The sequence below is a fragment of the Biomaibacter acetigenes genome (assembly GCF_003691585.1).
In the GTDB taxonomy this organism is placed as follows: Bacteria; Bacillota; Thermosediminibacteria; order Thermosediminibacterales; family Tepidanaerobacteraceae; genus Biomaibacter; species Biomaibacter acetigenes.
The window spans coordinates 2462617-2489311 of sequence record NZ_CP033169.1 but is presented as its reverse complement, the minus strand read 5'-3'; the positions used below and the strand labels follow the sequence as shown (position 1 = coordinate 2489311).

At 40.1% G+C, this 26695-nt stretch carries 23 protein-coding genes and 1 pseudogene; 23 read left to right on the top strand and 1 reads right to left on the bottom strand.

The annotated features are described in order from the left end of the window. Nucleotides 1-213: 213 nt before the first annotated feature. The 3 genes from D2962_RS12670 (at nucleotide 214) to D2962_RS12660 (ending at nucleotide 3136) form a co-directional block, all read left to right on the top strand. Entirely contained in the window at nucleotides 214-1242 is a 1029-nt protein-coding gene (locus D2962_RS12670; RefSeq protein ID WP_162991216.1) for a sugar ABC transporter substrate-binding protein, read from the top strand. Between the two features lie 175 nt (nucleotides 1243-1417). After that, nucleotides 1418-2371 (top strand): ABC transporter permease, encoded by a 954-nt coding sequence (locus D2962_RS12665; RefSeq protein WP_122015174.1) that lies wholly within the window; start codon nucleotides 1418-1420, stop codon nucleotides 2369-2371. A 15-nt stretch (nucleotides 2372-2386) separates the two neighbouring features. Continuing rightward, nucleotides 2387-3136: an ABC transporter permease gene (locus D2962_RS12660; protein WP_281273673.1), complete on the top strand. Its 750-nt coding sequence runs from the start codon at nucleotides 2387-2389 to the stop codon at nucleotides 3134-3136. 234 nt (nucleotides 3137-3370) lie between these two features. On the opposite strand, the gene D2962_RS12655 is transcribed toward D2962_RS12660, so the two are convergent. Further along, on the bottom strand, nucleotides 3371-4384 hold the full coding sequence (locus D2962_RS12655) for a transposase (protein WP_222927532.1): 1014 nt from the start codon (nucleotides 4382-4384) through the stop codon (nucleotides 3371-3373). Nucleotides 4385-4900: 516 nt separating this feature from the next. Here D2962_RS12655 and D2962_RS12650 point away from each other — a divergent pair. The 20 genes and pseudogenes from D2962_RS12650 (at nucleotide 4901) to D2962_RS12565 (ending at nucleotide 26665) form a co-directional block, all read left to right on the top strand. After that, a complete protein-coding gene (locus D2962_RS12650) occupies nucleotides 4901-5812 on the top strand; it encodes a hypothetical protein (protein WP_122015172.1) in 912 nt (303 codons plus the stop codon). 83 nt (nucleotides 5813-5895) lie between these two features. Then, nucleotides 5896-6885, top strand: a complete 990-nt coding sequence (locus D2962_RS12645; RefSeq protein WP_122015171.1) for an ABC transporter permease — start codon at nucleotides 5896-5898, stop codon at nucleotides 6883-6885. Between the two features lie 58 nt (nucleotides 6886-6943). Beyond that, a complete protein-coding gene (locus tag D2962_RS12640) occupies nucleotides 6944-8482 on the top strand; it encodes a sugar ABC transporter ATP-binding protein (RefSeq protein ID WP_222927531.1) in 1539 nt (512 codons plus the stop codon). A 434-nt stretch (nucleotides 8483-8916) separates the two neighbouring features. Next, the gene (locus tag D2962_RS12635; protein ID WP_122015170.1) at nucleotides 8917-9762 is read left to right on the top strand and encodes a glycyl-radical enzyme activating protein; all 846 of its coding nucleotides are present in this window, start codon (nucleotides 8917-8919) and stop codon (nucleotides 9760-9762) included. After that, nucleotides 9759-11828, top strand: coding sequence for a pyruvate formate lyase family protein (locus D2962_RS12630; protein WP_122015169.1), 2070 nt, complete (start codon nucleotides 9759-9761; stop codon nucleotides 11826-11828). The genes D2962_RS12635 and D2962_RS12630 overlap by 4 nt, the downstream gene beginning before the upstream one ends. 156 nt (nucleotides 11829-11984) lie before the next feature. Then, nucleotides 11985-12284: pseudogene (locus D2962_RS12625) on the top strand (ABC transporter permease subunit); the annotation flags it as partial. A 482-nt stretch (nucleotides 12285-12766) separates the two neighbouring features. After that, on the top strand, nucleotides 12767-12901 hold the full coding sequence (locus tag D2962_RS19320; RefSeq protein WP_281273672.1) for a hypothetical protein: 135 nt from the start codon (nucleotides 12767-12769) through the stop codon (nucleotides 12899-12901). Between the two features lie 104 nt (nucleotides 12902-13005). Further along, nucleotides 13006-13497: a PD-(D/E)XK nuclease domain-containing protein gene (locus D2962_RS12620; protein WP_245985101.1), complete on the top strand. Its 492-nt coding sequence runs from the start codon at nucleotides 13006-13008 to the stop codon at nucleotides 13495-13497. Between the two features lie 75 nt (nucleotides 13498-13572). Next, nucleotides 13573-13698 carry a hypothetical protein gene (locus D2962_RS19315; RefSeq protein ID WP_281273671.1) on the top strand — a complete coding sequence of 42 codons (126 nt, stop codon included), beginning with the start codon at nucleotides 13573-13575 and terminating at the stop codon, nucleotides 13696-13698. Between the two features lie 294 nt (nucleotides 13699-13992). Then, on the top strand, nucleotides 13993-14619 hold the full coding sequence (locus D2962_RS12615) for a phosphoribosyltransferase (protein WP_122015167.1): 627 nt from the start codon (nucleotides 13993-13995) through the stop codon (nucleotides 14617-14619). Nucleotides 14620-14700: 81 nt separating this feature from the next. Then, nucleotides 14701-15783, top strand: a complete 1083-nt coding sequence (locus D2962_RS12610) for a mannose-1-phosphate guanylyltransferase (RefSeq protein ID WP_120769016.1) — start codon at nucleotides 14701-14703, stop codon at nucleotides 15781-15783. A gap of 40 nt (nucleotides 15784-15823) precedes the next feature. After that, nucleotides 15824-17197 (top strand): CapA family protein, encoded by a 1374-nt coding sequence (locus D2962_RS12605; protein ID WP_245984680.1) that lies wholly within the window; start codon nucleotides 15824-15826, stop codon nucleotides 17195-17197. 234 nt (nucleotides 17198-17431) lie between these two features. Further along, nucleotides 17432-18844, top strand: a complete 1413-nt coding sequence (locus D2962_RS12600; protein ID WP_120768417.1) for an MFS transporter — start codon at nucleotides 17432-17434, stop codon at nucleotides 18842-18844. 71 nt (nucleotides 18845-18915) lie between these two features. Continuing rightward, nucleotides 18916-21660, top strand: a complete 2745-nt coding sequence (locus D2962_RS12595) for a sigma-54-dependent transcriptional regulator (RefSeq protein WP_245984678.1) — start codon at nucleotides 18916-18918, stop codon at nucleotides 21658-21660. A 290-nt stretch (nucleotides 21661-21950) separates the two neighbouring features. Beyond that, nucleotides 21951-23123, top strand: a complete 1173-nt coding sequence (locus tag D2962_RS12590) for an iron-containing alcohol dehydrogenase (RefSeq protein WP_122015166.1) — start codon at nucleotides 21951-21953, stop codon at nucleotides 23121-23123. A 39-nt stretch (nucleotides 23124-23162) separates the two neighbouring features. Continuing rightward, nucleotides 23163-23606, top strand: coding sequence for a PTS sugar transporter subunit IIA (locus tag D2962_RS12585; protein WP_122015165.1), 444 nt, complete (start codon nucleotides 23163-23165; stop codon nucleotides 23604-23606). Between the two features lie 6 nt (nucleotides 23607-23612). Further along, entirely contained in the window at nucleotides 23613-24089 is a 477-nt protein-coding gene (locus tag D2962_RS12580; RefSeq protein ID WP_122015164.1) for a PTS sugar transporter subunit IIB, read from the top strand. Between the two features lie 189 nt (nucleotides 24090-24278). Beyond that, nucleotides 24279-25040 carry a PTS mannose/fructose/sorbose/N-acetylgalactosamine transporter subunit IIC gene (locus D2962_RS12575; protein ID WP_122015163.1) on the top strand — a complete coding sequence of 254 codons (762 nt, stop codon included), beginning with the start codon at nucleotides 24279-24281 and terminating at the stop codon, nucleotides 25038-25040. After that, entirely contained in the window at nucleotides 25027-25842 is an 816-nt protein-coding gene (locus D2962_RS12570; protein WP_122015162.1) for a PTS system mannose/fructose/sorbose family transporter subunit IID, read from the top strand. Before D2962_RS12575 ends, D2962_RS12570 begins: the two co-directional genes overlap by 14 nt. 43 nt (nucleotides 25843-25885) lie before the next feature. Continuing rightward, a complete protein-coding gene (locus tag D2962_RS12565; RefSeq protein ID WP_122015161.1) occupies nucleotides 25886-26665 on the top strand; it encodes a class I fructose-bisphosphate aldolase in 780 nt (259 codons plus the stop codon). Nucleotides 26666-26695: the final 30 nt, after the last annotated feature.

Below are 26695 nucleotides of genomic sequence, written 5' to 3'. Positions count from 1 at the left end.
ATATCAAGAAAATAAAAGATAATAGAGGGAGGGATAAAAGAAAATTGATTACCCAAAAGAAGAAAAAAGGAGGGATTTAAGAGATAAAAACGTTATTATTAACTGAAAAATTAGAGATGAAAATGAAAATGTATTTAAGTTTTAATGAAAAAGGTTGGGACTTTTAGAAAAAATATGTTAAATGAAATAAAAAAAATTAAGGAGGAGAATATTATGAAGAAAAGTGTTGCTTCAAAGATGTTAGCATTTTTAGCTATATTTGCCTTTGTGTTTACATTGGTTTTAACAGGTTGCAGTTCTACTGAAAGTAAAAAAGAAACTCAAAAAGAGGGTACTGCCAAGCAGGAAGCTAAAGCAGACAAAAAACAGTACACCATAGCATTCAGCCTTAAGACAGTAACAAACGATGATTTCCAGAAGGCGATAGCAGATTCGATTCAGAAATCTGTTGAAGCATCCGGAAATAAGTTTCTGCTTGTAACAGCCGGCGAGCAGACTGCTGTTGCTACACAGGTTAATCAGATTGAAGACCTTATAATGAAAAAAGTTGATGCTATTATTTTGAATCCGATGGACAGCAAGGCAGTCATCCCTGCACTGAAAAAAGCCAAGGAAGCCAATATTCCGGTTGTATTGGTGGATACTCCTGTTGACAAGGGAAATGAAGATCTTTATATATGCTATATAGGCACCGACAACTTTAATGCAGGCGTTGAAGCTGGAAAAAGAATGGTCAAGGAACTAAATGGCCAAGGAAATGTCCTGATTGTTCGTGGAGCTAATGGTAATGCTGCCGGAGATAAAAGAGTTGATGGTTTCAAGAAAGGCTTAGAAGGCAGCCAGATTAAGATAGTAGGTGAAGAGCCTGGAGATTGGTCCAATGACAAGGCAATGTCTGTAACACAGAACATGCTGCAGGCGAACAGTGATGTACAGGGCTTATTCTCAGCATCAGATGTCATGCTTGACGGAATACTTCAGGCGCTTAAAGACAAAAAGAAGACAGGACTCACTATCATGAGTGTTGACGGTTCCAAGAAAGCTGTTGATTTAATAAAGACCGGGGAAATCACCGGAACTATGGCTCAATTCCCTGGAAAAATGGGGACTATGGCTGTAGATACCTTATTGAAAGTGCTGGATGGCTCCTTGGATCCTTCAAAAGTTCAAAAGACGATAGACTCAGGTACAATGGTTTATGACAAAACAAACCTTGATGAAGCATACAAATGGGCATTCTAGAAGATAGAAGGTTAATGCATTCTTATTATATCAAATATCAAAAATATTTATGAATAATATTGATAATTAATGACCTGATAATTCAATAAGGAGAATATGGCGTATCAAAGTATCAGTTCATTTGATGCGCCTTTCCTCTTAATTAAGCATCCATTTGTATTTGGGAGGTAATTTAGTGAAATTCGAAATTAGATACAAAAAATATTTGTTATATATTTTAGCGATTCTGGCGTTTATAATTATTGGATCATTAATCCCTAATTTTTTACAGCCGAGGAACCTGCTCAATGTTATGCGGCAATGCTCGATAATTGCAATATGTTCGATCGCTATGACTATGGTGATTATCATTAAAGGTATTGACCTATCTATAGGAGGACAGATATCATTATGCGCAATGATAAATGGCCTTCTTCTGTTGCAAGGTGTAAGCTTACCTATAGCAATAATAGTCGGGTTGGTTGTTGGAACACTTATGGGGATGTTTAATGGACTTATGGTATCAAAGCTAGAGGTCCCTTCCTTTATAGCAACTCTGGCAGTCGGGCAGGTTTGCTATGGTTTCGCTCTTCTACTCAATAACGGAAGGTCTATTGGAGGCTTCCCGGAGGCATATGTTTTTATAGGTAATGGTAAATTATTGGGCATACCGGTTTCGGATTACATTACACTGCTGCTAGTCATGATCGGAGCATTTGTCATGACCAGGACACCCTTTGGAAATCATGTATATGCCCTTGGCGGCAATGAAGTTGTAGTTAAACAGGAAGGTATTAATACCAATAGAATAAAGCTTATGGTTTTTGCCATCTCAGGCTTTTGCGCAGCTGCTGCGGGAATACTCCTCAGTTCTCAGCTTGATACGGTTCATCCTATGCAGGGAGAGCCATACCAGCTGGACACTATAGCAGCGTGTGTCATCGGTGGCGTCAACATGATGGGAGGCGAGGGTAAGATTCCTTTATCTCTGGTGGGGGCACTGATTATAGGGTGCGCTAGGAATGCTCTCAACCTCTTGGGCATACATCCATTTTTTCAAAATATTATTGTTGGAACTATCATCATAATTGTTGTTGCCGTCAGTATCTACAGCAAAAATAAAAAGCTTGAAGCCAGCAAGGTATATTAAAAGGTATATTAAAATGTGATTTTGGAGGAGTCTTTCAAAATACCCATTATTGCCTGCCTAGGTATGACGATGGTACTGATTGCAGGCGGTATAGACCTTTCATTGGGTTATACTGTGGGAATTACATCGATTATTGCAGGAATGCTTGTTAAATCGTGGGGAGTTTCGGTATTACCTTCAGTTTTATTAACCGTATTGGTTGGAGCGGTAATTGGCTTTTGTAATGGGTATATCATACAGAAAATTAAAGTACCTGCATTCATTACCACATTAGGAACAGGATACATAATTTATGGAATAGCACAAATCATCAGCAGGGGAGATGTAGTCAACAGACTTCCAGAAGATTTTAATGCCATAGGAGCAACGGAAATTTTATTTTTACCCTCAACGGTATACATCGCTCTGCTTATAGCCGTTATCTGTTACTTCGTTCTTCACAAATCAATTTTTGGACGTACACTGATGGCTTTCGGTTTTAACGAGAGAGCAAGTTTCCTGAGCGGAATAAACATTGACAAATTGAACATATCTGTTTATGTTGTTAACGGGATTTTGGCTGCCATAGTTGGTATACTAATGACTATCAGAGTAAACTGTGCACAACCTAACATGGGGGGGGCGAACTTCACTTTTGAGGTTATAACAGCTGCAATTGTAGGAGGAACCAGTCTTTTTGGCGGTATCGGCTCGGTTGTCGGCAGCGTTTTCGGCGTCTTGATAATCAAAATGATAGAAAACTGCGTCAATCTCAAATATATTTAAAAGAGTAATTTCGGAAACAGTAAATAATTCCCTGTAAAAAACTAACAAACCCAACAAAAAAGTCATCTAAACCATAACCATTTACCAAAATAAGGAAGTGAAAAATAAAAAACCAGTAAACAGCAATCTTATTAAAATGAAACCCAAAAAAAGACAATAACAAACTAACCCTTTAAAAAAGCCATTTTTAAAAGGTGAACAATAGTTAATGAATTATCTCCTGGGTTCTATTGTTTATGCTGCTAAATCTTTCTCCAAAACCTCATTCCAAATATCAAAATGTTCTTTTTCAGTCTTAGCAACCCAGGCATCAAGATGACAGTTCATAGCAGCAAAATGAATAAAAAAATACCAATTCTTGCGGCCTCTTATCCTGCAGCGCTCAATCTCATAATCAATCTTAATCCGTTTAAACGAGCGTTCCGAAGAAGACCGCATAGCATAAACCTTGCGCCAAGCCCTAGAATCCCTGGGAGTTCTGGTAAAAATCCTTAAATCATCCTGAGGCTTAGTATAAACCGTACGTCCATAGAAAGAATCAGAACAAGGGCAATCACAGGAAATATTTTTTCTCAAACGTCTGCTGCCGGCTTTCAAAGGACAGCGCCACTTCAAACGACTGCGGCTTTTATTAAAACCACAAAAACACATAGCATAACCTTTGGGGCAAATAGGAATACCATACTCATTGATACTCACAGAAGGCAAATTCTTAAAATTGCCCTTGCCTTTAGAATTTAAATCAATAAAAGGCTCAATACCCAAAAACTCACAAAGCTCATAAAAAGGATAAGCATCATGAGCAGAATCTGCCAAAAACTTATTTACCTTTAAATACCGATAAAGCTCCTTAAACTCAGCAAGTGAAACAACACCCGATACAGAATCATGGCGGCGGGCCTGAACAAGCCTAATATACATCGGAAGCTCACCAACACCTGCTGCAGCCGTTAAAACATAAGGAGAATAACCATAATAGTACTCATCACGGTAACTATCCCAGCCCCAAGAAGCCTCAGGATCCGAAAAACGACGCTTGCAATCACAACTAAAAATACCCTTTTTCCTACAATCACAAACCTTAACACCATAGGGGCTAGAACCTGTCCTTAAAGAAGAACCATCCCCAGACAAAACAAGGTTCAAAGGATCCGGGATCAATCCCATGAGGCTCAAAGCCGGACAAAACAGCCAGAATATCATCAGAACGAAGAGCTTGAACCCATTTAGTAACACTATGGTACCCAAGATCCAACATCAATACCAAAGACCTTAAAATACACACAGGATCATATTTAACAGGCCTACCCATAGAAGAAAAACATTTGGACAACAAACAAGCAGCAGGATCCAGATTCAAAAACCAAACCTTAGTCAAAGACCTGGAGAAAGATATAAGCCTGTCTTGCTCCAGAGCCCACAACACAGGAATCCTCTGCTGTAAAAACAGTTTAAACTCAACATGAGAAGAACATTTGATAAGCATAAAAGAACCACCCTCATTAATTAGAAGTAATGGTAAAAATTACCATCCACTTTAATTTTGGGGGCGATCCGAAAAAGTCAAGTATGATTACAAGCTTATATTCGCAAATAACTGTTTATAAACTCTTAAAATCTTATGATATCTATAAATATCAGCTTTTTTGGCGACGGCGAACAAATGGAGGTAAAAAAACAATAGCCCTCTATAGAGGGCTTGAGAATAAAGGAAACTGAGTTTCCGAAAATCTACATTTAAAATACAATGGAGGTAACTTTAAATTGAATGAAATTAATAACGATATAATAACATACAAAGAATTCGGGAAATGTGTTAAATTGACCAATGATATTGTTGATGTTATTATAACAATCGATTTTGGGCCACGCGTAATATTCTATGGTTTTACTGGTAAACAAAATGAGTTTTGTGAATGTCCCTCTGTTTCAAAAACTGTTTGGGATAAAGAATGGAAAATAAGAGGAGGACATCGTTTATGGCATAGTCCTGAGGCATTTCCACGCTCTTATATACCAGATAATGATCCAGTTGAGTGGAAAAATGTAAAGGATGGTATTAAAATAAAACAAAAGGTAGAGGTATATTCCCAAGTACAAAAAGAAATTGAAATAATATTAAGTCATGATTCCAGTAAAGTTAAAATTGTTCATAGTCTTAAAAATAAAAACGCATGGCCTATAAAAATTGCAGCATGGGCGCTAACACTTTTGGCACCGGGTGGAAAAGAAATTGTACCACAATCACAGCGTGATACAGGACTTTTAAGTAATCGTATAGTAGCACTATGGCCTTATTCGAGAATGGATGATCCCCGTATTATATGGGGAAATAAATATATAATTCTTACACATGATCCAAATATGAAACAACCATTTAAATTCGGTATTCCAAACGAAGCAGGATGGGTTGCCTATTTTAATCATAATAATGTTTTTATAAAGAGATATAATCACCAAATGGGTGCTGAATATCCCGACTTTGGAGTATCTTTTGAAACATATACTACTGATTTTATGATAGAAATAGAATCATTATCACCCTTTAAGATATTAGAACCTGAAGATACAATAACTCATGTAGAAGAGTGGGAACTTATTAAAAATGTAAATATGCCTTCAAATAATGAAGAAGAAATAGATAAATGCGTTGAGAAATACTTGTGTTCACATTAATCTATTATTTTTGATCCGATAGATTCTGGGATTCATCTAATGGCTACCTTATCTTATAATATTATTTTGGAGGAGTCTTTCAAATGAATATTGAAATAAATAGTGTTCAATCTGAAGATAGAATGCGAATTGGTGCTCTTATTAGAAGTTTTATAAAAAATAGAGGAAGTATAGTAATTTTTCTGGTATTATGGGTGCTCGCAGCTTTATTTATAAAAAATTTTGCTACACTTGATAACTTACTTCTTATTGTAAAACAGTCTGCAATACCCATTATTGCCTGCCTGGGCATGACGATGGTACTGATGACAGGCGGTATAGACCTTTCATTGGGTTATACTGTGGGAATTACATCGATTATTGCAGGAATGCTTGTTAAATCGTGGGGAGTTTCGGTATTACCTTCAGTTTTATTAACCGTATTGGTTGGAGCGGTAATTGGCTTTTGTAATGGGTATATCATACAGAAAATTAAAGTACCTGCATTCATTACCACATTAGGAACAGGATACATAATTTATGGAATAGCACAAATCATCAGCAGGGGAGATGTAGTCAACAGACTTCCAGAAGATTTTAATGCCATAGGAGCAACGGAAATTTTATTTTTACCCTCAACGGTATACATCGCTCTGCTTATAGCCGTTATCTGTTACTTCGTTCTTCACAAATCAATTTTTGGACGTACACTGATGGCTTTCGGTTTTAACGAGAGAGCAAGTTTCCTGAGCGGAATAAACATTGACAAATTGAACATATCTGTTTATGTTGTTAACGGGATTTTGGCTGCCATAGTTGGTATACTAATGACTATCAGAGTAAACTGTGCACAACCTAACATGGGGGGGGCGAACTTCACTTTTGAGGTTATAACAGCTGCAATTGTAGGAGGAACCAGTCTTTTTGGCGGTATCGGCTCGGTTGTCGGCAGCGTTTTCGGCGTCTTGATAATCAAAATGATAGAAAACTGCATCAATCTCATGGGAGTGTCATATCACTTGTATCAAGCTGTAATGGGAATTGTTATTCTAGGCGCTATCATTTTTGAAAATATTAAGAACAAGACAATGTAGTTCTGAACGAAAAATAATCTATATTAGTCTATATATAAATATAGAGAGGAGAAATAAAGTGAATAAAAATGTACTTACAATGCAGAGTATTACAAAATATATTTATGACAGCTACGGAAAGGCTATTAGGAACAAAACGGTAAAGATTCTTGATGGAGTTAACTTTTCATTAAATGAAGGAGAGGTTCATGTTATTGTTGGGGAAAATGGTGCCGGTAAATCAACTCTTATGAAGATCCTGGGAGGCATCATACCGCCGGATGAAGGAAGGATTGTCCTCGAAGGCAAAGAGGTATCCTTTAAGGATCCAAGAGAAGCAAGAAATCATGGAATCGGATTTATACATCAGGAACTTAATCTGTGTCAAAACCTGGATGTAGTCCATAATATATACCTTGGCAGAGAACTCTTGAAAAATGGGTTAACAGATAAAAAATCAATGTACAAACTGAGCAGGGAACTACTGTTGTCACTTGGTTTTGATATAGATCCAAGTACTATGGTACATAACCTGTCCATAGCTCAACAGCAGATTGTAGAAATAGCCAAAGTTCTTTCCAATGAGTCAAAGATAGTTATTATGGATGAGCCGACGGCTAGTCTTTCAAAAAAAGAAATTGATATTCTGTTTCGTTTGATCAGGGATATGAAATCTAAGGGAATCAGTATAATATATATATCACATCGACTCGAAGAACTAGTAGAAATCGGGGATAGAATAACGGTATTAAGAGATGGAAAGTATATCGGAACTCTTTCAAGGAGTGAATTTGATTATGATACTATTATAAAAATGATGGTAGGCAGGCCTCTAAAAGAAATGTACAAATGCAGCCATAAAGTCAGGGAAGAAATTGTTCTTGAGGTAAAAGGCCTAAAAATATCCGATAGGACTGAACCTGTTCATATAAAAGTGAAAAAAGGTGAGATCGTAGGATTGGGAGGACTGGTAGGCTCAGGCAGGACGGAACTGGCACAGTCAATATTCGGCGCCAGAGCATTCAAGGATGGGGAAATCACATATTTTGGAGAGAATATAAATAGGAAGAGGCCCCATGAATTGATTAAGAAGGGCTTGTTATATCTCCCTGAGGATAGAAAGAATGAAGGTCTGATTCTTGATATGAGCATTAAAGAAAACATTTCGCTTGCTTCACTCAGCAATTTATTTAAGAATTACTTCATAAATAAAAGAATCGAGAACAAAATTGCTGAAGAAAAAATCAAAGAGCTCAATATAGTGTCAAAATCCGTAAATCAGATTGTGAACACATTGAGCGGCGGCAATCAGCAAAAAGTGGTATTAGCAAAATGGCTGACTTCAAAGCCAAGACTTCTCATTCTTGATGAACCTACAAGAGGTATTGACGTCAATGCAAAAGCGGAGATTTATAAGATAATTGACCGATTAGCAAGCGAAGGGATAGCTATTTTGATGATATCATCAGAGCTTCCTGAACTTATCGGAATGAGTGACAGGATATATGTTATGCGAAACGGAAGAATTGTCGGAGAAATTAACGATAAGAAGAATATGACTCAGGAAAGAATTCTTGAACTTATGATAGGTACACAGAATAATATAAAAGCAGGTTAAGATAATGAAGTGTACTGGCCCCCCTATTATTTGGACTTAAACAATCAACACAACACGATTCACACTATTTCTTAAAAATGCTTAATAAAATGCTGATGGTGTCATATAATTCAAGGATTCGTGAGGCCTTTTGCGAATATAAAATTTTATATAATCATCAAAACCCTTAAAATAAGCATAAAAAACTGAGGGTTTTCATCCGCTTCAATTATGGGGGAGATCTAAGAAGTCAAGTATTATTTCAGGCAAATATTAGCATTAATCACAATTATACTTATGATATATAATGATATATCATGATATCTATAAATATCAGCTATTTTAGCAACGGAAACAAGTAGAGGTAAAAAAACAATAGCCTTCTTGAGAGGGTTTGAGAATAAAGGAAACTAAGTTTCCGAAAATCTGCGATGTAAAATAGAAGGGGTCAAATTATGACAAAGGGAATGATATTCGATATTGAAGAATTTGCAGTTCATGATGGACCTGGAATAAGAAAAACCGTTTTCTTTAAGGGATGTCCCTTAAAGTGCAATTGGTGCCATAATCCGGAAGGAATGTCTTTTAAAAAGGAATTAATGGTAAGCAAAGGTTCCTGTATACATTGTGGTAGATGTATTGATATATGCAAGCATGAAAAATGTATTGCCTGTGGTGCATGTATAAATGTATGCCCTCTCCATATTCGAAAAATCTGTGGAATTGAATATGAGGCTAAGGATCTGGCAAGAGAACTACTAAAGGGGAAAGAGATTCTGGAAAAAAGCAATGGTGGCATAACTATATCAGGTGGAGAGCCTTTGGCACAGCCTGAGTTTTTACTAGAGCTTATCAAGGAACTGAAACCCATACATGTTGCCATAGAAACCTCTGGGTATGCACCTGAAGAAGTTTTCAAAAAAGTGGCTGACGTTGTTGACCTTGTCCTTATGGATATCAAATCCACAGATCCCAAAATACATAAAGAAGTAACAGGAGTAGATAACACATTGATTTTAAAAAACCTGAATTATCTTTGCAGCACAAGCAAAAAGTTTTATATACGGATTCCTTTAATACCGGGTATAACTGACACTAAAGAAAACATGGAGAAGATTGCGGCCCTGCTAAAAGACGCAAAAAGTTTGGAAAGGGTAGAATTATTACCCTACAATAAGATGGCAGGGGCCAAGTATTCTATGCTAGGTAAAGAATATAAGCCAATATTTGATGTGGAGCAAAAACCAAGAGTTTATCTCAACCCATTCAAAAAATATAGTATAAGGAGTGTTGTTTTATGAATAGGAGAATTGAAAAAATGCTGGGCAACATTTTAAACAAAAAGCATCATCAATACAGGCAGGATATTCCTCCTACAGTGTTCACAAGATTTACCGAAGAGCTTGCTGCTGCCAATTTAAGTGATATCCAGCGCGCTGCCAGAAGGCTTCGGTGGGTATTGGAGATGGAAAAACCGATCATCATGGAAGATGAAAAAATCGTTTTCATGAGGACAATGCCTAAAATACCTGAAATTTTTACCCCTGATGAATGGAGAGAGATAAAAAAGAACCATTATATTCATGAACTGGGCAAAGTATGTAATATTTCACCCAACTATGCAACTACCATAAAGCTGGGGCTTTGGACGCACCGCAATGAAGCAATACAAGCATTAGAAGTTACAGAGGATGCAAAAGGCAGGGAATTTTTGCAGGCCGTTATAGATTCAATTGATGCAGTTTTACAGCTAACCGAAAGATATGCAGAGGAAGCGGAAAGAGTTGGCAATAAAGAAGTTGCAGAAATCTTGAGGCGTGTGCCGAAATACGGCGCAACCACCTTCCACGAAGCTCTTCAATCTTTCCGCATCCTTCATTTTACATTATGGGCTTCCTTCAATTATCATAATACGGTAGGAAGATTTGACCAGTATATGTACCCTTATCTCAAAGCGGATTTGGATGCCGGACGTTTGAATCTGGACCAGGCCTTCGAGCTTTTGGAGGAATTTTTCCTAACATTCAATAAGGATAGCGATCTTTATCCGGGGATGCAACAGGGAGACAACGGTCAGAGCATGGTGCTCGGTGGAGTAGATGAGAATGGAAATGATGCATATAACATACTTTCTGAAATGTGCCTGAAAGCAAGTTTGGAACTTAAACTGATTGATCCTAAAATTAACCTCCGAGTTAATAAAAAAACCGACCTTAAGCTCTATGAGCTTGGGACTTTGCTTACCAAGCAAGGATTGGGATTTCCTCAATACTCAAATGATGATGTTGTCATACCCGGACTGCTTGATAAAGGATATACACTTGAAGATGCAAGAAATTATGTAGTTGCGGCATGCTGGGAGTTTATAATACCCGCGGTAGGAATGGATATCCCCAATATTGGTGCACTCTCTTATTTACGTGTTGTTGAAAAAGTGATACATGAAAGCCTAAAAGAATGTAAAGATTTTGATTCTTTAATGGAACAGGTTAAAAAAGAAATACAATCTGAAGTAGATGAAGAGATAAACAAGTTCAAGGACATATACATGGAACCGGCCCCATTTATGTCTATATTAATGGACGGTTGCATCAAAAATGCAAGGGATATCTCCCATGGAGCCAGGTACAACAATTACGGGTTACACGGTACGGGACTAGCAAATGCTGCAGACTCCTTGGCAGCGATTAAAAAGTTTGTTTTTGAAGAAAAGACAGTGAAGCCCGAGGATATTATAAATGCCATAAATGAAAATTATGATGGCTATGAAGACCTGTGGGCCAAGCTTAAATATGAAGCGCCAAAAATGGGTAATGATGATGACTATGTGGACAATATTGCAGTTCAGTTGGTGGATATGTTTGCTAATTCCCTCAAAGATAAGACAAACGATAGAGGTGGATGCTATAGGGCAGGTACGGGATCTGCAATGTACTACGTTTGGCATGGTAAGGAGTTGAATGCATCCCCTGATGGAAGGAAAAAGGGTGAGTTTTTATCTGCCAACTATTCACCGAGTCTTAATATAAAAACAAAAGGGCCTGTTTCTATTATACGTTCATTTGTTAAGCCGAATTTGAAAGCTGCTATCAATGGAGGACCTTTAACCATTGAGATTCACGATACTGTTTTCCGCAGCGATGAAAATATTACAAAGGTGGCTATGCTTGTTAAAACATTCATGGATATGGGCGGTCATCAGCTACAAATTAATACATTAAACAAGGAAACACTGCTGGAAGCGCAAAAAAAACCCGAACTGTATCGAAATCTAATCGTAAGAGTATGGGGCTGGAGCGGGTATTTTGTTGAATTGGATAAGGAATACCAGGATCATATTATTCAGAGAGCGGAGTTAAAGATATAATTTCTGAAAATGCTATGGACGATGTTTTCCTATGATAGTATAAAATTTTATTAGGTCAATTAGTAGTAAAGCGGCAGGTAGAAAAAAGCCCTCACCATTCTCCACAAGATGAGTTAAAAAACTCAACAGGAAGGTGAGGTGATATTAAACAAATTCGCTAGTGATCTCTACGGTCTGGCGGGGGTGCTGGAAGCGGCCAGAACAGGCGGAGCAACGAACAATTACGGTAACATGTATGAGCTCGATGCCATAGCAGCCTGCGTGGTAGGCGGCGTGTCGATAACAGGAGGAGTTGGGACTGTCCCCGGAATACTGGCCGGAGTGCTTATATTCAGTGTTATCAATTACGGTCTGACGTTTATCGGTATGAACCCCTACTGGCAACTGATAATAAAGGGACTTATCATTGTATCCGCCGTAGCATTTGATATACGGAAATATGTGGCGAAGAAATGAGGAGCACCGTAGATTGAAGCCAAAGACGTTCTTAAGCTCGATATAAGCGTAGCAGGGGCGGCATGCAGAAATGCTCCGGCCGGCAGCAAGACACACGCCGAATTGACGGCTTTAGCCCTGCGAAGCGAAGGAGAAAGCTTGAACGTTTTATTTGCATGCTACACATACTTTATATTTTAAAAAGAAAAAAATTTTTAGAGGAAAAATCTTGACGATAAGTAAATTGTCAATAAAATTTCACTTTCATATCCTCCGGCGGGATTGACAGCGCAGGAGCTCGAGTTCAGCTTCCCTGGCCGGGGCTTTTATATTGTTCAAAAATCAAGGGGGCGGCTATAAAAAGGTTGTATCACAAAATGTTATAGGATATAATAGGTTAGGGGACATACCTCCTTTTCTGGACAGGAAACTGTGGGAGGCGGAGGAATGACCCCAATATAAAAATTTAAAGGATTTATGGAAAAGAAGGGGGACGCCGCAAAGTGGAAGAAAAAATGCTGCGGTATTTCTTCGAAAAAACCGGGGAGGACCATAGCTTCCTTTTCAAAGAACTGAAAATCTGGAGACAGGGTGAGGCTTATACAAAAGAGCAGGGTCAAAGATACAGGCTCTTATAGAAGGCGGAGAAATCAAGGACGAAATAATAGACACCGACACCAATTTCAGAGATATACAGAAAAAGAAAATAATCGGCAAAGAAGTGCTCTGGAGCCTGCTTTTGGTGAGCGGGTATTTAAAAGCGGTTAATATTCGCCATACCGAATACGGAGACACAGTATGCAACTTAAAAATCCCCAACAAAGAAATACTCAAATTATACCGTGACATAATATCAGGCTGGTTTGAAAGCGAAGAAGTAACATCGGATAAAATAAAAGAGCTTCTGAAAGAACTGGTTGAAGGAGACATAGAAAAATTCAAAGCAGGATTTCAATACCTGGTAAACAAAACCTTCAGCTACTTCGATGTAGGGGAAAACTCGGCGGAAAATTTCTATCACGCCTTTATTCTGGGGCTGCTTGTGAACATTGAAGGAAAATATAAAGTCAAATCCAACAGAGAGTCCGGAGACGGCAGGCCCGATGTCATGATAATCCCGGAAGACGGCACAAAAAAGGGAGTTGTCATGGAATTCAAGACGGTAAGAAGCGGAGATGAGCAGGCGCTTGAAGCAAAGGCGGATGAAGCGCTGGAACAGACTTTTTTCAGTTAAGAAAAAACATTGAAAAAGCTTTCTATTAATGATATATTTTTTGGTAGATAATTATATAGTTAAGAGGTGGATAGTATGAGCCTGCAAATTGAGAAGTTTATTGAAGAGTTTAAAAAATCGCCTGACATAATGAAGGAGAAAGTCATCGACTTTTTCCAATATTTAAAGTATATTGCAGGCGATTCAAAAACTTCCTTTTGAAGGAGATATAAAGAAACTTAAAAATAGACCTGGTTATCGATTAAGGGTAGTAAATTTCCGTATAATATTTATAACGAGGCGAAAAGATGTCCCCCGTTTCTTTAAGCGGTCGGGTTCCTATTAACAAGACAGGCGGCATGTTTAATCCCCAGCCTCGTTGCAGCGGTGTGTTGAAACTGCTCCGCAGTTTCTTTCTATGCTTAAAGGGACGAAGGTCTGTATATAATAACTGTAATAGAAGCTGATAACAGAGGAGATATTTATTGAAGTGGATGGGTATATCTGGAGGTTACCATGTTTAAAGATCGAGAGGACGCAGCCCGGCAGCTTGCAATGCTACTGGAAAAATACAGGGATAATGAAGATGTTGTTGTTTTTGCCATACCCCGGGGCGGGGTGGTGATAGGACGGGTAATAGCCGATTACCTGAATGTTCCCCTGGATATCACAGTTGCAAAGAAGATAGGAGCACCCTTCAATGAGGAGTTGGCTATAGGGGCTGTGGGGCCTACGGGGAATCCCATTATTGATGAGAGGACTGTCAATATACTTCACATTGATGAAGGGTATATGGAAAGAGCAATCCGCAAAAAAGTGGATGAGATAAGGGCAAGACTTGAAAAGTACAGGGGAAATGCCTACTACCGGAGCCTTTTGGGGAAAAAAGCCATCCTGGTGGATGACGGTATCGCCACAGGTTACACGGTCAGGGCTGCCATAGCATTTTTAAAAGATCTGAAGGCCGGCAAAATCATTCTGGCGACGCCGGTTATCGCACCCGATACTTGGGCAGAATTGAAACCACAGGTGGATGAAGTGGTTTACCTTTCATCGGAGGAGCCTTTTTATGCCGTAGGGCAATTTTATGAGGAATTTGGCCAGGTGACGGATGAGGAGGTAATAAAACTGCTGAATTCCTGAACTTTGTTTAAAAACAGGAGATTTTTCCTGTTTTTTTGGTAAAACTAATTGTGTGTTTATTTTTTAATGGGGGTAATGTCGATGGATAGATACGGAGTTATCATGGCCGGCGGCGGGGGTACCCGCTTCTGGCCTTTGAGCAGGATTTCTACACCAAAACAGTTTTTGAACATCACCGGCGATGACAGCATGATAAATGACACCATAAAGAGAATAAAAGATATTATTCCGCCGGAAAAGATATTGATAGTCACAAACAAAGCTCAGGAAAAGATTTTGAACAAGGTAGTCATCGATGACATTCCCAGGGAAAATATCCTGATAGAACCGGTAGGCCGAAATACCGCTGCATGCATAGCCTATGCGGCCTTTGTCATAAAAAAAAGGTGTGGTGACGCAGTAATGGGAGTTTTTCCATCTGATCATTATATAAAAAATACGGGTGAATTCCAGAGGATTTTAAGAGCTGCCTGCAGTGTAGCCGAAAACAAGGGTAAGCTGGTCACAATGGGAATTACTCCGACTTTCCCATCTACAGGTTATGGTTACATAAAGTTTGATAGGGATAAATCCATACCCGCTGAGGAAAAAAGCGCCTTTGAGGTTGTGGAGTTTGTGGAAAAGCCCGATGTACCCAAGGCCAAGGCATATCTCGACAGTGGAAACTATCTATGGAACAGCGGTATGTTCGTATGGAAAACCTCGGTGATCCTTTCAAATTTCGAGCGTTTCCTACCGAGGCTTTACCGCAAAATATCCGAAATCGAGCCCTACATAGGCACTGCCCAGGAAAGGGAAGCAGTTGAAAATATTTATCCTACCCTGCAGGATATATCCATCGATTACGGTATAATGGAGAGAGCTGAGGAAGTGGTAGTTATTCCCGGGGATTTTGGATGGAACGATGTGGGAAGCTGGGACTCCCTGGGAAGCGTATTTCCGCCCGATGAAAACGGCAATATCACTAAGGGCGATTTTGTGGATATAGAGACCAGAAATTCCATCATATATTCCAACGGCCGTTTGGTGGCCGCAGTGGGATTAGAGGATATGATTGTCGTGGAGACCAGTGATGCTCTGCTGGTATGTCCCAAGAAGAAGGCCCAGGATGTGAAAAAAGTGGTGGAACAGTTGAAGAAGATGGGGAGGGAAGAACTGTTGTAATGGCTTTGGCATGATTAATGGGCATAAAGGGGGAGAGCTTATGGGGGAACCCTGGAAAAGGGGCAGCATAGCCGGCGGTGTGGCAGTGCTTTTTATAGCCGGATTTCTGAATATTGGTTCCATAAAGAATTTTACCGGCATTTTTAAAGCCAATGGTAATCTGACGCAAAGATTGCAAAACAATGCAAAGCCGGGAGTAGCGGCAATGTATGATGAAAATACTATTTCCAACCGGCAGGATAAAGGTCAATTAAATCCTGTATCAAACTCCACCGTCACTATAGCAGCGGTGGGGGATGTGATGATGCATGATGGCCAGATATGGTCGGGATATGATTCCGAAACGGGGCTTTATAATTATTCGATGTTTTTTCAGGATGTGAAGGATGAGATTTCTTCCGCGGACATAGCCATGGCCAATCTTGAGACTACTCTGGGAGGCAAGGAGCTAAAATTTACTGGCTACCCCAAATTCAACAGTCCCGACGAGCTGGCCGATGCATTGAAAGATGCGGGGTTTGACATTATAATGACATCAAACAACCATTGCCTGGACCGCGGAGAAAAAGGCGTTGTCAGGACAATAGATGTGCTGGAGCAAAGGAGACTTATGGCAGTAGGAACCAGCAGGACCGCCGGGGAAAGGGACAGAATAGTGATTAAAGAAATAAACGGCGTCAAAATCGCCTTTCTGGCTTATACCTACGGCACCAACGGCAATCCTGTTCCCAAAGACAAGCCATATCTTGTAAATTTAATCGAGGAAGACACTATTTTAAAAGACCTGACTAAAGCCCGGCAATCCGCCGATGCGGTGGTAGTATACCTTCATTTTGGACAGGAATATCAGAGAGTCGCGTCGGAACAGCAGAAAAAGCTGGCTAAAATGCTCCTGGAAAAAGGAGCTGATGTAGTGATAGGCAGCCACCCCCATGTGACGCAGCCAGGGGAATGGGTAAGGGTGATAGGCCCAGGAGGCGAAATGGTTGAAAGATATGCGGCTTATTCCCTGGGAAACTTTATCTCAGCCCAGAGGTTTCCCTATACCGATGAGGGCGTAATTTTGAAGATAACCATTGAGAAGGATTTACAGCAAAATAGAATAAATGTTAAAGATGTAGATCAAATCCCCACATGGGTAGACAAGTTTAAAGAAGACGGTAAAATGAGATACGTGATAAGGCTGGGGAAAAAACCGCCTCTCAAAAAAATTAGCGGACTTAAATGTCCGCCTTTTACATTACGATGTAATGTTCCTTTTCACACGCTTCTTTTACCGGCTGGCCGCATACGGCCTTTTCACCCCAGGCCTCCAGGGTGCAATAGCATATGGGGCCATAGCAAGTGTCCTCGCATTTCAGATACTGACACCTGGAGATATCGGTATAATTTACTTTCTGTGGAGTTGCCATAAATAACCATCCTTTCATACACGTATTCTCGAATACTTTGGTAATAATATATTAACATAATACAAAAGAAATTTCAAGAAAATTCCCATAATAGCGAAAATGTTCTTTTTCACAATTTGAAGACAGGCATGACAACTTTTGAGATTAAAAAAGAATCTTTAAAAGCAGCTTTAATTTATTATAAGTAAATGTTAAAATGTATTAAGTGAAAAATTCCCACCGGATGGAGGCAAGATATGGACAACAAATACAGGATATTGGCAGCGGTATTGTTAGGGACCATCATGGGCCCGTTGGATGGCAGCGTGGTAAATGTTGCCATGCCCACATTGTCTGAGGTGTTCAAAGTCGGGATGACCACGGTGAGCTGGGTTTCGATGTCATATCTCCTGGTGTTGAGTAGTCTCCTTCTTACTTATGGAAGACTGGGGGATATGCTGGGGTATAAAAAACTCTTCCTATGGGGAATGCTCATCTTTACGGCAGCTTCGGCATTATGCGGATTATCGCCCGCCATAGGGGTTCTTATCATAGCAAGAGCCTTTCAAGCGGCTGGGGCCGGTCTGATGATGGCTGTGGCGCCGGCCATCATAACCAAAACTTTTCCTCAGGAAGAGCGGGGCAAAGCTCTGGGATATAATGCCATGGCAGTGGCGGTGGGGCTTGCTATAGGTCCGTCCTTCGGGGGATTTTTGCTTAAAAGTTTTGGCTGGAGGTCTATATTTTTTATAAATCTCCCCATAGGTATAGGAGGATATTTCTGGGCAAGAAACGTAATACCCCAGAGAGGCGTTCTAAAAAAAGAAAAATTTGATCCTCTCGGAGCATTATTTGGTTTTATTTTTCTTGCAAGCCTGCTTTTATATATCAGCAAAGGCCAGGAAATCGGTTGGACTTCCGGCCTGGGTTATTCCCTGCTGATAATATTTATCCTGGCTTTTACAGCTTTTATCCTGCAGGAAAAAAGGGCCAGGGAACCTATGCTGGACCTTTCGCTGTTTTCCAACCGGATGTTTTCGGCAGGGAATTTGAGCTGCCTTTTAAACTTCATTGCGCAGTACACTATGATATTCTTGACGCCGTTTTTTCTTACCCGGGCAGGTTATTCCGCAAACAGAATCGGTCTTATAATGACGGCTTTCCCCATTACCATGCTGCTTGTGGCGCCCATCAGCGGTACTCTTTCCGATAAAATCGGCCCGCTGTTTTTGAGCACCGGCGGAGCATTGATATGTTCCGTAGCCCTGTACCTTATGAGCACTCTAAGCCTTTCTTCCACTAGCTTTGATGTGGTGTGGAGGCTGGTGCTGTTTGGCCTGGGAAATGGCCTCTTTCAAACTCCCAACAACAGCTCGGTAATGGGCAGCGCCCCGCGGGAAAGGCAGGGAATAGCTTCCGGAGTCCTTGCCACCATGAGAAATGTGGGTATGGTGCTGGGGGTTGCTCTGGGGAGCGGGCTTTTTGCCCTCCGACATTCATACTATCTGAAGATTTTACCGCTAACCGGAAAGCACCTTCAGGATGCTGCTTTCATGAATGGGCTAAGGGATGTTTTCTTGTTGACCGCCGTTATAGACATACTCTGTATGCTGGCATCATCGGTGCGGGGAAAACAAAGTATAAATCACGAGAGGCTGCCTGAAAATTGATGCAAAAAGGCCTCCCAATGGAGGCCTTTTATAAAGGTGGTAAAGAATTGTTATAAAAGGAGGGTAGCATTTTGAAAGATAGAATCGAAGCAAACAGTGGAAATAATAAATCACTGAAGAGGAAAGAGAAAGTGTATCGGAAACTCAGGGAGCTCACTGAGTCATTGCAGCTAGAAAAGCTCCATCAAGACCAGAGGATCGGTTTTGAGGCAAGCTTTATCGGAGGACTCATCGGTGTAAGCCGAAACAACACCAGTAAGGAATTAAACCGCCTTGTACGGGAGGGCAAGGTAGTAAAAATAGAGGGTAAGCCGGTTCTTTACGTTGATAAATATATTCTGGAATCGAAATGGGGATTAAAAGTAGATAACCCGGTAATAGAAAATTACGAAACCTTCAGAAGAATGCTTAAAAATGGCATAAGTGACAGTAACCGCATTGATGATAAAGAAATATTTCAAACTAAAGCTGTTACAGAACTGCATGGGTCTCCGAATAGATTAGTAACAGCCGAACATAGAGAAGATAAATTTAATTTTAACAACATAAATGATAATTGCCTGACCGAAAAAAGCGTGCTGGACAACATGATAGGTGCCCGGGAGAGCCTCAAAGCCCAGGTGGAGCAGGCCAAGGCCGCCGTATTGTATCCGCCCGGCGGACTTCATACGCTGGTCGTGGGGCCTACCGGCGTGGGTAAGACCACCTTTGCCGAAGCCATGTACAGGTATGCGGTGGAAGTGAAAAAGTTACCGCCGAGAGCGCCATTTATTGTGTTTAACTGCGCCGACTATGCCGAGAACCCACAGCTTTTGATGTCCCAGCTCTTCGGCCATGTAAAGGGTGCTTTCACCGGAGCCGACAGGGAGAAGCGGGGTCTGGTAGATAATGCCGATGGAGGGATATTATTTCTGGATGAAGTTCACCGCCTGCCGCCGGAAGGTCAGGAAATGATGTTTCTGCTGATGGATAAAGGTATCTATCGGCGTCTCGGAGAATCGGAGAACACGAGAAAAGTCCGGGTGCTTATCATAGCTGCCACCACAGAGGAACCGGAGTCCGCCATGCTCCATACTTTTTTACGAAGGATTCCGGTAGTCATCAAACTACCCAGCCTGGAAGAGCGTACCCTTCAGGAGCGCATGGCCCTCATATGCCGGTTTTTCCGGGATGAATCGGTCAGAATAAAAGCTCCTGTAAGGGTTTCGAAAGAAGTTATCAAGGCTTTTATGCTCTATGATTGCCCGGGAAATATAGGGCAACTCAAAAGCGATATCCAGCTCATATGTGCCAGGGCTTTCTTGGATTATATGACATTTAAGAAAGACACCGTAGAGGTAAAATTATCCCAGCTTTCCCAGAGGGTAAGGGAAGGTTTCTTTAAAATCGGCGAAAAAAGGGAAGAACTGGTGAAAAATTTCAACTTAAGCGGTAGTGAGGATGTACTATTTGACGCACAGGACAAAGGCCCCTCAAATATCCATGAAATTTTAATGCTGGATGAATATAAGACGGGTGATGATTTTTATGAAATTATTCAAAATACATGGCGAAAATATGCAGGAGAAGGCCTTTCCGAAAGACAGATCCGGGAGAAAGTAGATGGCGAGATAAAAGATTATTTTGAGGAATTTTTCTCCAGGATAAGGCCGAAAGACGCCAGTGTGGATCGGGAGGCCATATCTAAGATAGTTAGCCCGCAGATCCTTGAGGCCGTGGAAGATACTTTAAAAAATGTAGAGGGAGTATTCGGCGGTCCATTAAATAAAAAGGTCATATACGGTATAGCCCTTCATGTGGAGACATTGATGAAAAGACTTCGGTTAGGCACCGTAATATCACACCCAGATAAGGAAAGTATTTTAAAAGAACACCCGGGAGAATATGATCTGGCGAAAAAGATAAAGGTAAGTTTGGAAGAAAAACTGGGTATAAGCATCCCCGAAGATGAAGTCGCATATCTTGCCATGTTTTTATACGCTGTAAAGGCAGGCAAAGGCCGGGGCAATACTGGCGTTCTGGTGATAGCCCATGGACATGCGGCGGCCAGCACCATGGCCCAGGTGGCCAACGCCCTGCTGGGAGTTGATCATGCCCGGGCCCTGGATATGCCCCTGGAAGAAAAGGTTGAAGTGATACTTGACAGAGCTGTGGAAGAAGTAAGAAAGATAGATCGGGGAAAAGGGGTTCTTATCCTGGTGGATATGGGCTCCCTAGTTGCTTTTTCTCAGTTGATAACAGAAAAAACTGGCATTCCCACCAGGGTTGTTGAAATGGTAAGCACCCCCATGGTCATAGAAGCCACCCGCAAAGCTTTGATGCCGGATCTGGATCTTGATACCCTGGTGGAAGATGTGAAGAGCTTAAGTCCTTTCATCGGACAGCAACAGGACATAAAAGATGTTGCGTCGTTGAACGAATATGGCGGTCGCTTCTTTCAAGGTATTCTGGTAGATATCCTGGGCAAGACCCTGACCTTTTTAAATCCACAAAAAGCCTGCAGCGCCTTGAACGATGTCCTGGAAAAAATACTGGCGGAATTCGGAGAAAAAATCGACGATGATATCACCATAAAATTTTTGTTTCACTGTTCATGTATGGTGGAAAGAGTCATTAAAGGCGAGTCTCTACCTTATAACAATCTGGAGGAACTTAAAAAGGTACGAAATAATGTGTTTGAGGTATTGAGGAAACACTTTGAGTTGATAGAAGAGGTCTTCGGCATAAACATACCCGATGCGGAACTGGCCTATGTGGTGGAAATGTTTGATACACATTTTGATACACTTGCGACAAAACCTGACACACTTGCTTGATACACATCCTGTAACGAATTTTGCGGTCCAATAAAGGACCGCTTTTTTGATACACATTAAGTTTTTATTCAGGTAATTATGGGTAAGTATTCTGCCGTACAAAGTTTCATCGATTCAAACATTTAAATTAATACAAGGCTTGCCTCGAGGATTAATATATTTGATGTATCGATGTTGATACACATTATAAAAACCTATGGTATGAAATTTGCTGATATATTTTGCTAAAAAAATTAGTATACGGCCAAAGAATTAAAAATAAAAAATCGTAATAAACGAGGAGGCAGATAATGGAGAATTTTATCTATTGCAATCCAACGAAAATATTGTTTGGTAAAGGCCAAATATTTAATCTTGGCAGTGAAATCAAGAACTACAGCAACAAAATATTGTTTGTATATGGGGGAGAAAGTATTAGAAAAAACGGGGTTTATAATGAAGTATTAAAACAATTAAACAGATACAACATAATTTTTTTTGAATTATCGGGTGTTGTTCCTAACCCCAGGATATCATTAATTAAGAAAGGAATAGAAATCTGCAGAGAGAAAGGGATTGGATTTATCCTGGCTGTCGGCGGAGGCAGCACAATTGATACTGCTAAAACTATTGCTGCAGCAGTTAAATATGATGGAGATCCATGGGATTTATTCGTTAAAAGAATACCAATAAAGGAAGCATTGCCGATAGGGACAGTATTAACAATAGCAGCAACCGGTTCCGAAATGAATGACACAGCTGTAATAACAAATTGGGAAAAACATGAAAAAAGAATGATATCCGCTGAAGCCCTTTATCCTAAATTTTCTATACTTGACCCGGAATGTACATATACTGTTCCAAATAATCAAACTGTTTTTGGCAGTATAGACATCATGATTCATTTATTGGAGCAATATTTCCATCATGATCAGGAGACGATGGTTCAAGATGTGCTTTGTGAAGGTTTATTAAAAACGGTTATCAAATATTTGACGATGGCGCTGAAGGATCCTGAAGACTATAATGCTCGAGCTAATTTAATGTGGGCAAGCAGTCTAGCTCTAAACGGTCTTATAGGTTCCGGTGTTATTTCGGATTGGACAACCCATAGAATTGGTCAGGAAATTAGTGCCATTTATGATATTCCGCATGGAGAAAGTCTTGCCATAGTATGGCCTCATTGGGCTAAATATGTGATGGAAGAAGGGTATGGCAAATTTAAACAATATGCAACTAACGTCTGGGGTGCAAATGATGAACATAAAACAGATAAGGAAATCGCTATAGAAGGCATTGATATGACTGAGAAGTTTTTTAGTAAGATGGGAGTTGGATACAGACTCAATTATCTTAAAATATATGAAAAAGATATTGAAATAATAGCTGGAAAAGTTGTCGAGCCAGGACCAGTGGGAAATTTTAAGAAATTATATAAAGAAGATGTTATTCAGATATTAAAGAAGTGTTTTTACAAAGATTAACAATAGCAAAAGAAATGAGTATGGAGAAAGGATGATAAGATGATTGGAGTATTAATCGTGACCCATGGTGATTTAGGAAAAGAACTTTTATATAGTGCCGAACTGATCGTGGGGAAACAAAGGAATGTGGCTACTTTAGGGCTTTTTCATGGTGATAGTATAGATGGGTTCAGCGAAAAGGTCTCAAAAACCATCAAGGAATTAGAAGAGGGGGAAGGAGTATTGGTATTTGTAGATCTTTATGGCGGTAGCCCCTCCAATGCCACCGCTTTGAATATGAAGAAGTTTTTTAAGAACATGCAATTTGAGTGTATTACAGGAGTCAATCTGCCTATGGTTTTAGAGGCTTTGATGTTAAGATCATCTTATAATCTGAAAAAGTTGAAAGAACACTGCATAGAAGCAGGATTACTGGGCATTAAAGATTTATATCAGCAACTGTACTCAGAAGAAAATATCAAAAAAGTTGTCGATGGGAGGTAAAAAAACATGTTAAACATAGTACTTACAAGAATAGATGATAGGCTTATTCATGGCCAAGTAATGACTGCATGGGTAAAATACACGCAGGCTAATAGGATCATAATTGTGGATGATAATGTGGCACAAGATCCATTTATGGAGAAGGTACTCAAAATGGCAGCTCCTCCGGGGATAAAAGTAGAAGTTTATGATACCCAAAAAGCCGTCGCAGTCTTGAAAGGGGAAGGATCCCCGGGTGAGAAGGTAATAGTTTTAGCAAAGCACCCCAAGACAATTTATGCACTTATGGAAGGAGGTGTTGGAATAAAGGAGTTGAACGTTGGTGGAATGGGTGCAGGAGCAGGAAGAAAGTTACTTTATAAAAATATTTCTGCATCCCAGGAAGAGAGAGAAGTATTTAAAAATATTCTGTCAAAAGGAGTTGCAATCCTGATTAGAATTGTGCCTGATGACAAGGGGGTGGAAATAAAGAAGTTCTTATAATGCGTAGGAAAGCAAAAATATACCTTAATGTAGGGCTTTCCGTAACGCATTTCAAAAAAGCTACCACTGTTTAATTGCTTATAAATAAAAGCTTTTTTATAAAAAAAAAGAGGCCATAAAGGCCTTAAAAGAAAAATAGATTTTTTTAAATTCTATCATGCATCTTTAATTTTGTAAAGGAGGGAAAGTATGCACATCAATTTTTGGCAGGCATTCTTGATAGGTATGATTTACTATCTGGGGAATAGCACCTGGCTTGCGGGAGTAGGCTATTATACGTTATATAGACCGCTGGTGGCCGGTACGTTGGTGGGATTTGTCCTTGGTGATCCGGTTCAGGGAGCAATAATGGGAGCAACAATAAACTTGATATATTTAGGCTTTATATCGGCTGGAGGAGCGTTGCCCGGGGATCCGGCCCTGGCAGGGACAGTGGGTACCGCTATAGCCATAGCATCAGGTATTACGCCGGAAGCCGCTCTTGCTCTGGCAGTTCCAATAGGTCTTTTGGGCACTTTGATCTGGTTTGCAAGACTTACTGTGAATGTTATCTTTATCCACTGGGCTGATGCTTTCGCGGAAAAGGGAGATACCAGGGGAGTAATGCTGATAAATGTTTTTCCGCCACAGATTTTTCTTTTTATAATTAGCTTCTTCCCGGTATTTCTAGCCTCATTATACGGTCCTGAAGCAATACAGTCGGCAATACAGTTATTAGGCGGTAAGGTGTTGCATGTTCTCATTGTAATAGGAGGAATGATGCCTGCCCTCGGGATCGCTTTAAATATGAGGGCTATTGCTAAAAGCGATACGATGATATACTTTTTCCTCGGTTTTTTCCTTACAGTCTATTTGAATCTTAATGTAATTGCTGTCGGGGCTTTTGCAGTTGTTGCTGCGTATATCCATATAATACTTTCAAGAGGGGGGAACGTTCATGGGACAGTCTAAAAAACTTTCAAGATGGGATGTAATAAAATCCTTCTGGTTGTGGATGTTTTTCTCTCATTCATGTTATAACTATGAGCGTTTACAAGCAGGAGCTGTTGCTCAATATATGGCACCGATCTTAAAGAAACTCTATACGAGTAAAGAAGACATATCGGCAGGTTTAAAAAGACATTTAACTTTTTTTAATACCGAACCCAATGTAGGCGCCATTATTCATGGAATAACCATAGCTATGGAAGAAGAAAAAGCCAATGGTGTACCGATTACTGATGAAGGAATAAATGCAATAAAAACAGGTCTTATGGGCCCTATGGCAGGCATAGGCGATACTATAACTCAGGGCATAATAACGCCGATATTACTTGCTTTGGGAATAAGCTTGGCGAAAGAAGGCAATCTCGCAGGACCAGTAATATATACAGCTTTAATTTCAGCATGCATTATAGGAATAGCGTATTTTGGATGGATGCAGGGTTATATCCAGGGCCGTAAGGCCGTAGAAAAGATCCTGGAGGGTGGTTTAATCAATACTGTGATCACAGGCGCAGGCGTCATGGGCTGCATGGTGTTAGGGGCTCTGACGGGCCAGTTTGTAAGTCTGTCTACACCGGTTGTATTGACAGTAGGTCAAACCGCAATAAAATTACAGGCTGATATTTTGGACAAAATCGTACCTAAAGTGCTTGCTTTGTTATTGACACTGGGAGTTTTATATCTTGTGAGGAAGGGGAAAAGTCCAGTGACAGTAATGATCTATATAGTCTTGGCAGGATTAATTGGTGGATTAATAGGCTTATTTTAAGCAAAAATTTATGACAATACAATAATTGAAGGAGAGATATCTGATGAAGAGAAGATGGCATAACATTTTTAAAGACGACAGAAAGGCTTTTGTGTTGGCAATGGATCACGGCAATGGTTTAAATGTCTTACCGGATATGCAAAAACCCGGTGAGATTATTAAAAAGGCCGTAGCCGGCGGAATAGATGCTATTCTCACTACTTTTGGTATATCTCAGTATTTCCAAAAGGAAATAGATAATGTAGGTTTGATACTTCGCATTGATGGAGGCACTTCACAAATCGCCGTTGAAAAAAGCCCCATGGAAAATCTTTACTCCATTGAAGATGCAGTAAGACTTGGTGCAGATGGAGTTCTATGTATGGGTTTTCCCGGAGCAAAAAATGAAGACGTGAGCCTTAAAAACCTTGCGAAAAACGCTGCTGATTGCAATAAATGGGGTATAGTTTTGGGAGCAGAGATGCTACCCAGAGGATTCGAGCCAGCTCCCGATGCAAGAAATCCGGAAAATATTGCTTTAGCCTGCAGGATAGGCGCAGAATTGGGTGCAGATTTCATAAAAACACAATATATAGGGGACAAAGAAACATTTAGAAAGATTGTAGAAGGATGTTATAGGCCTATACTGGTACTGGGTGGAGGAAAGATAAAATCAGATGAAGAACTATTGCATATGGTAAAAGAAGCAATGGATGCAGGAGCCTCCGGAGTAGTTATGGGGAGAAATATCTGGATGCATCAAAAAATAGAAAAAATTTGTTCGGCCATAGCTAAAATAATTCATGAAAATGCGGAAGTTGAAAAAGTCCTGGAAGAAATGTGATGTTAAATCTCGCTGTTTTTTTAAAGGAGG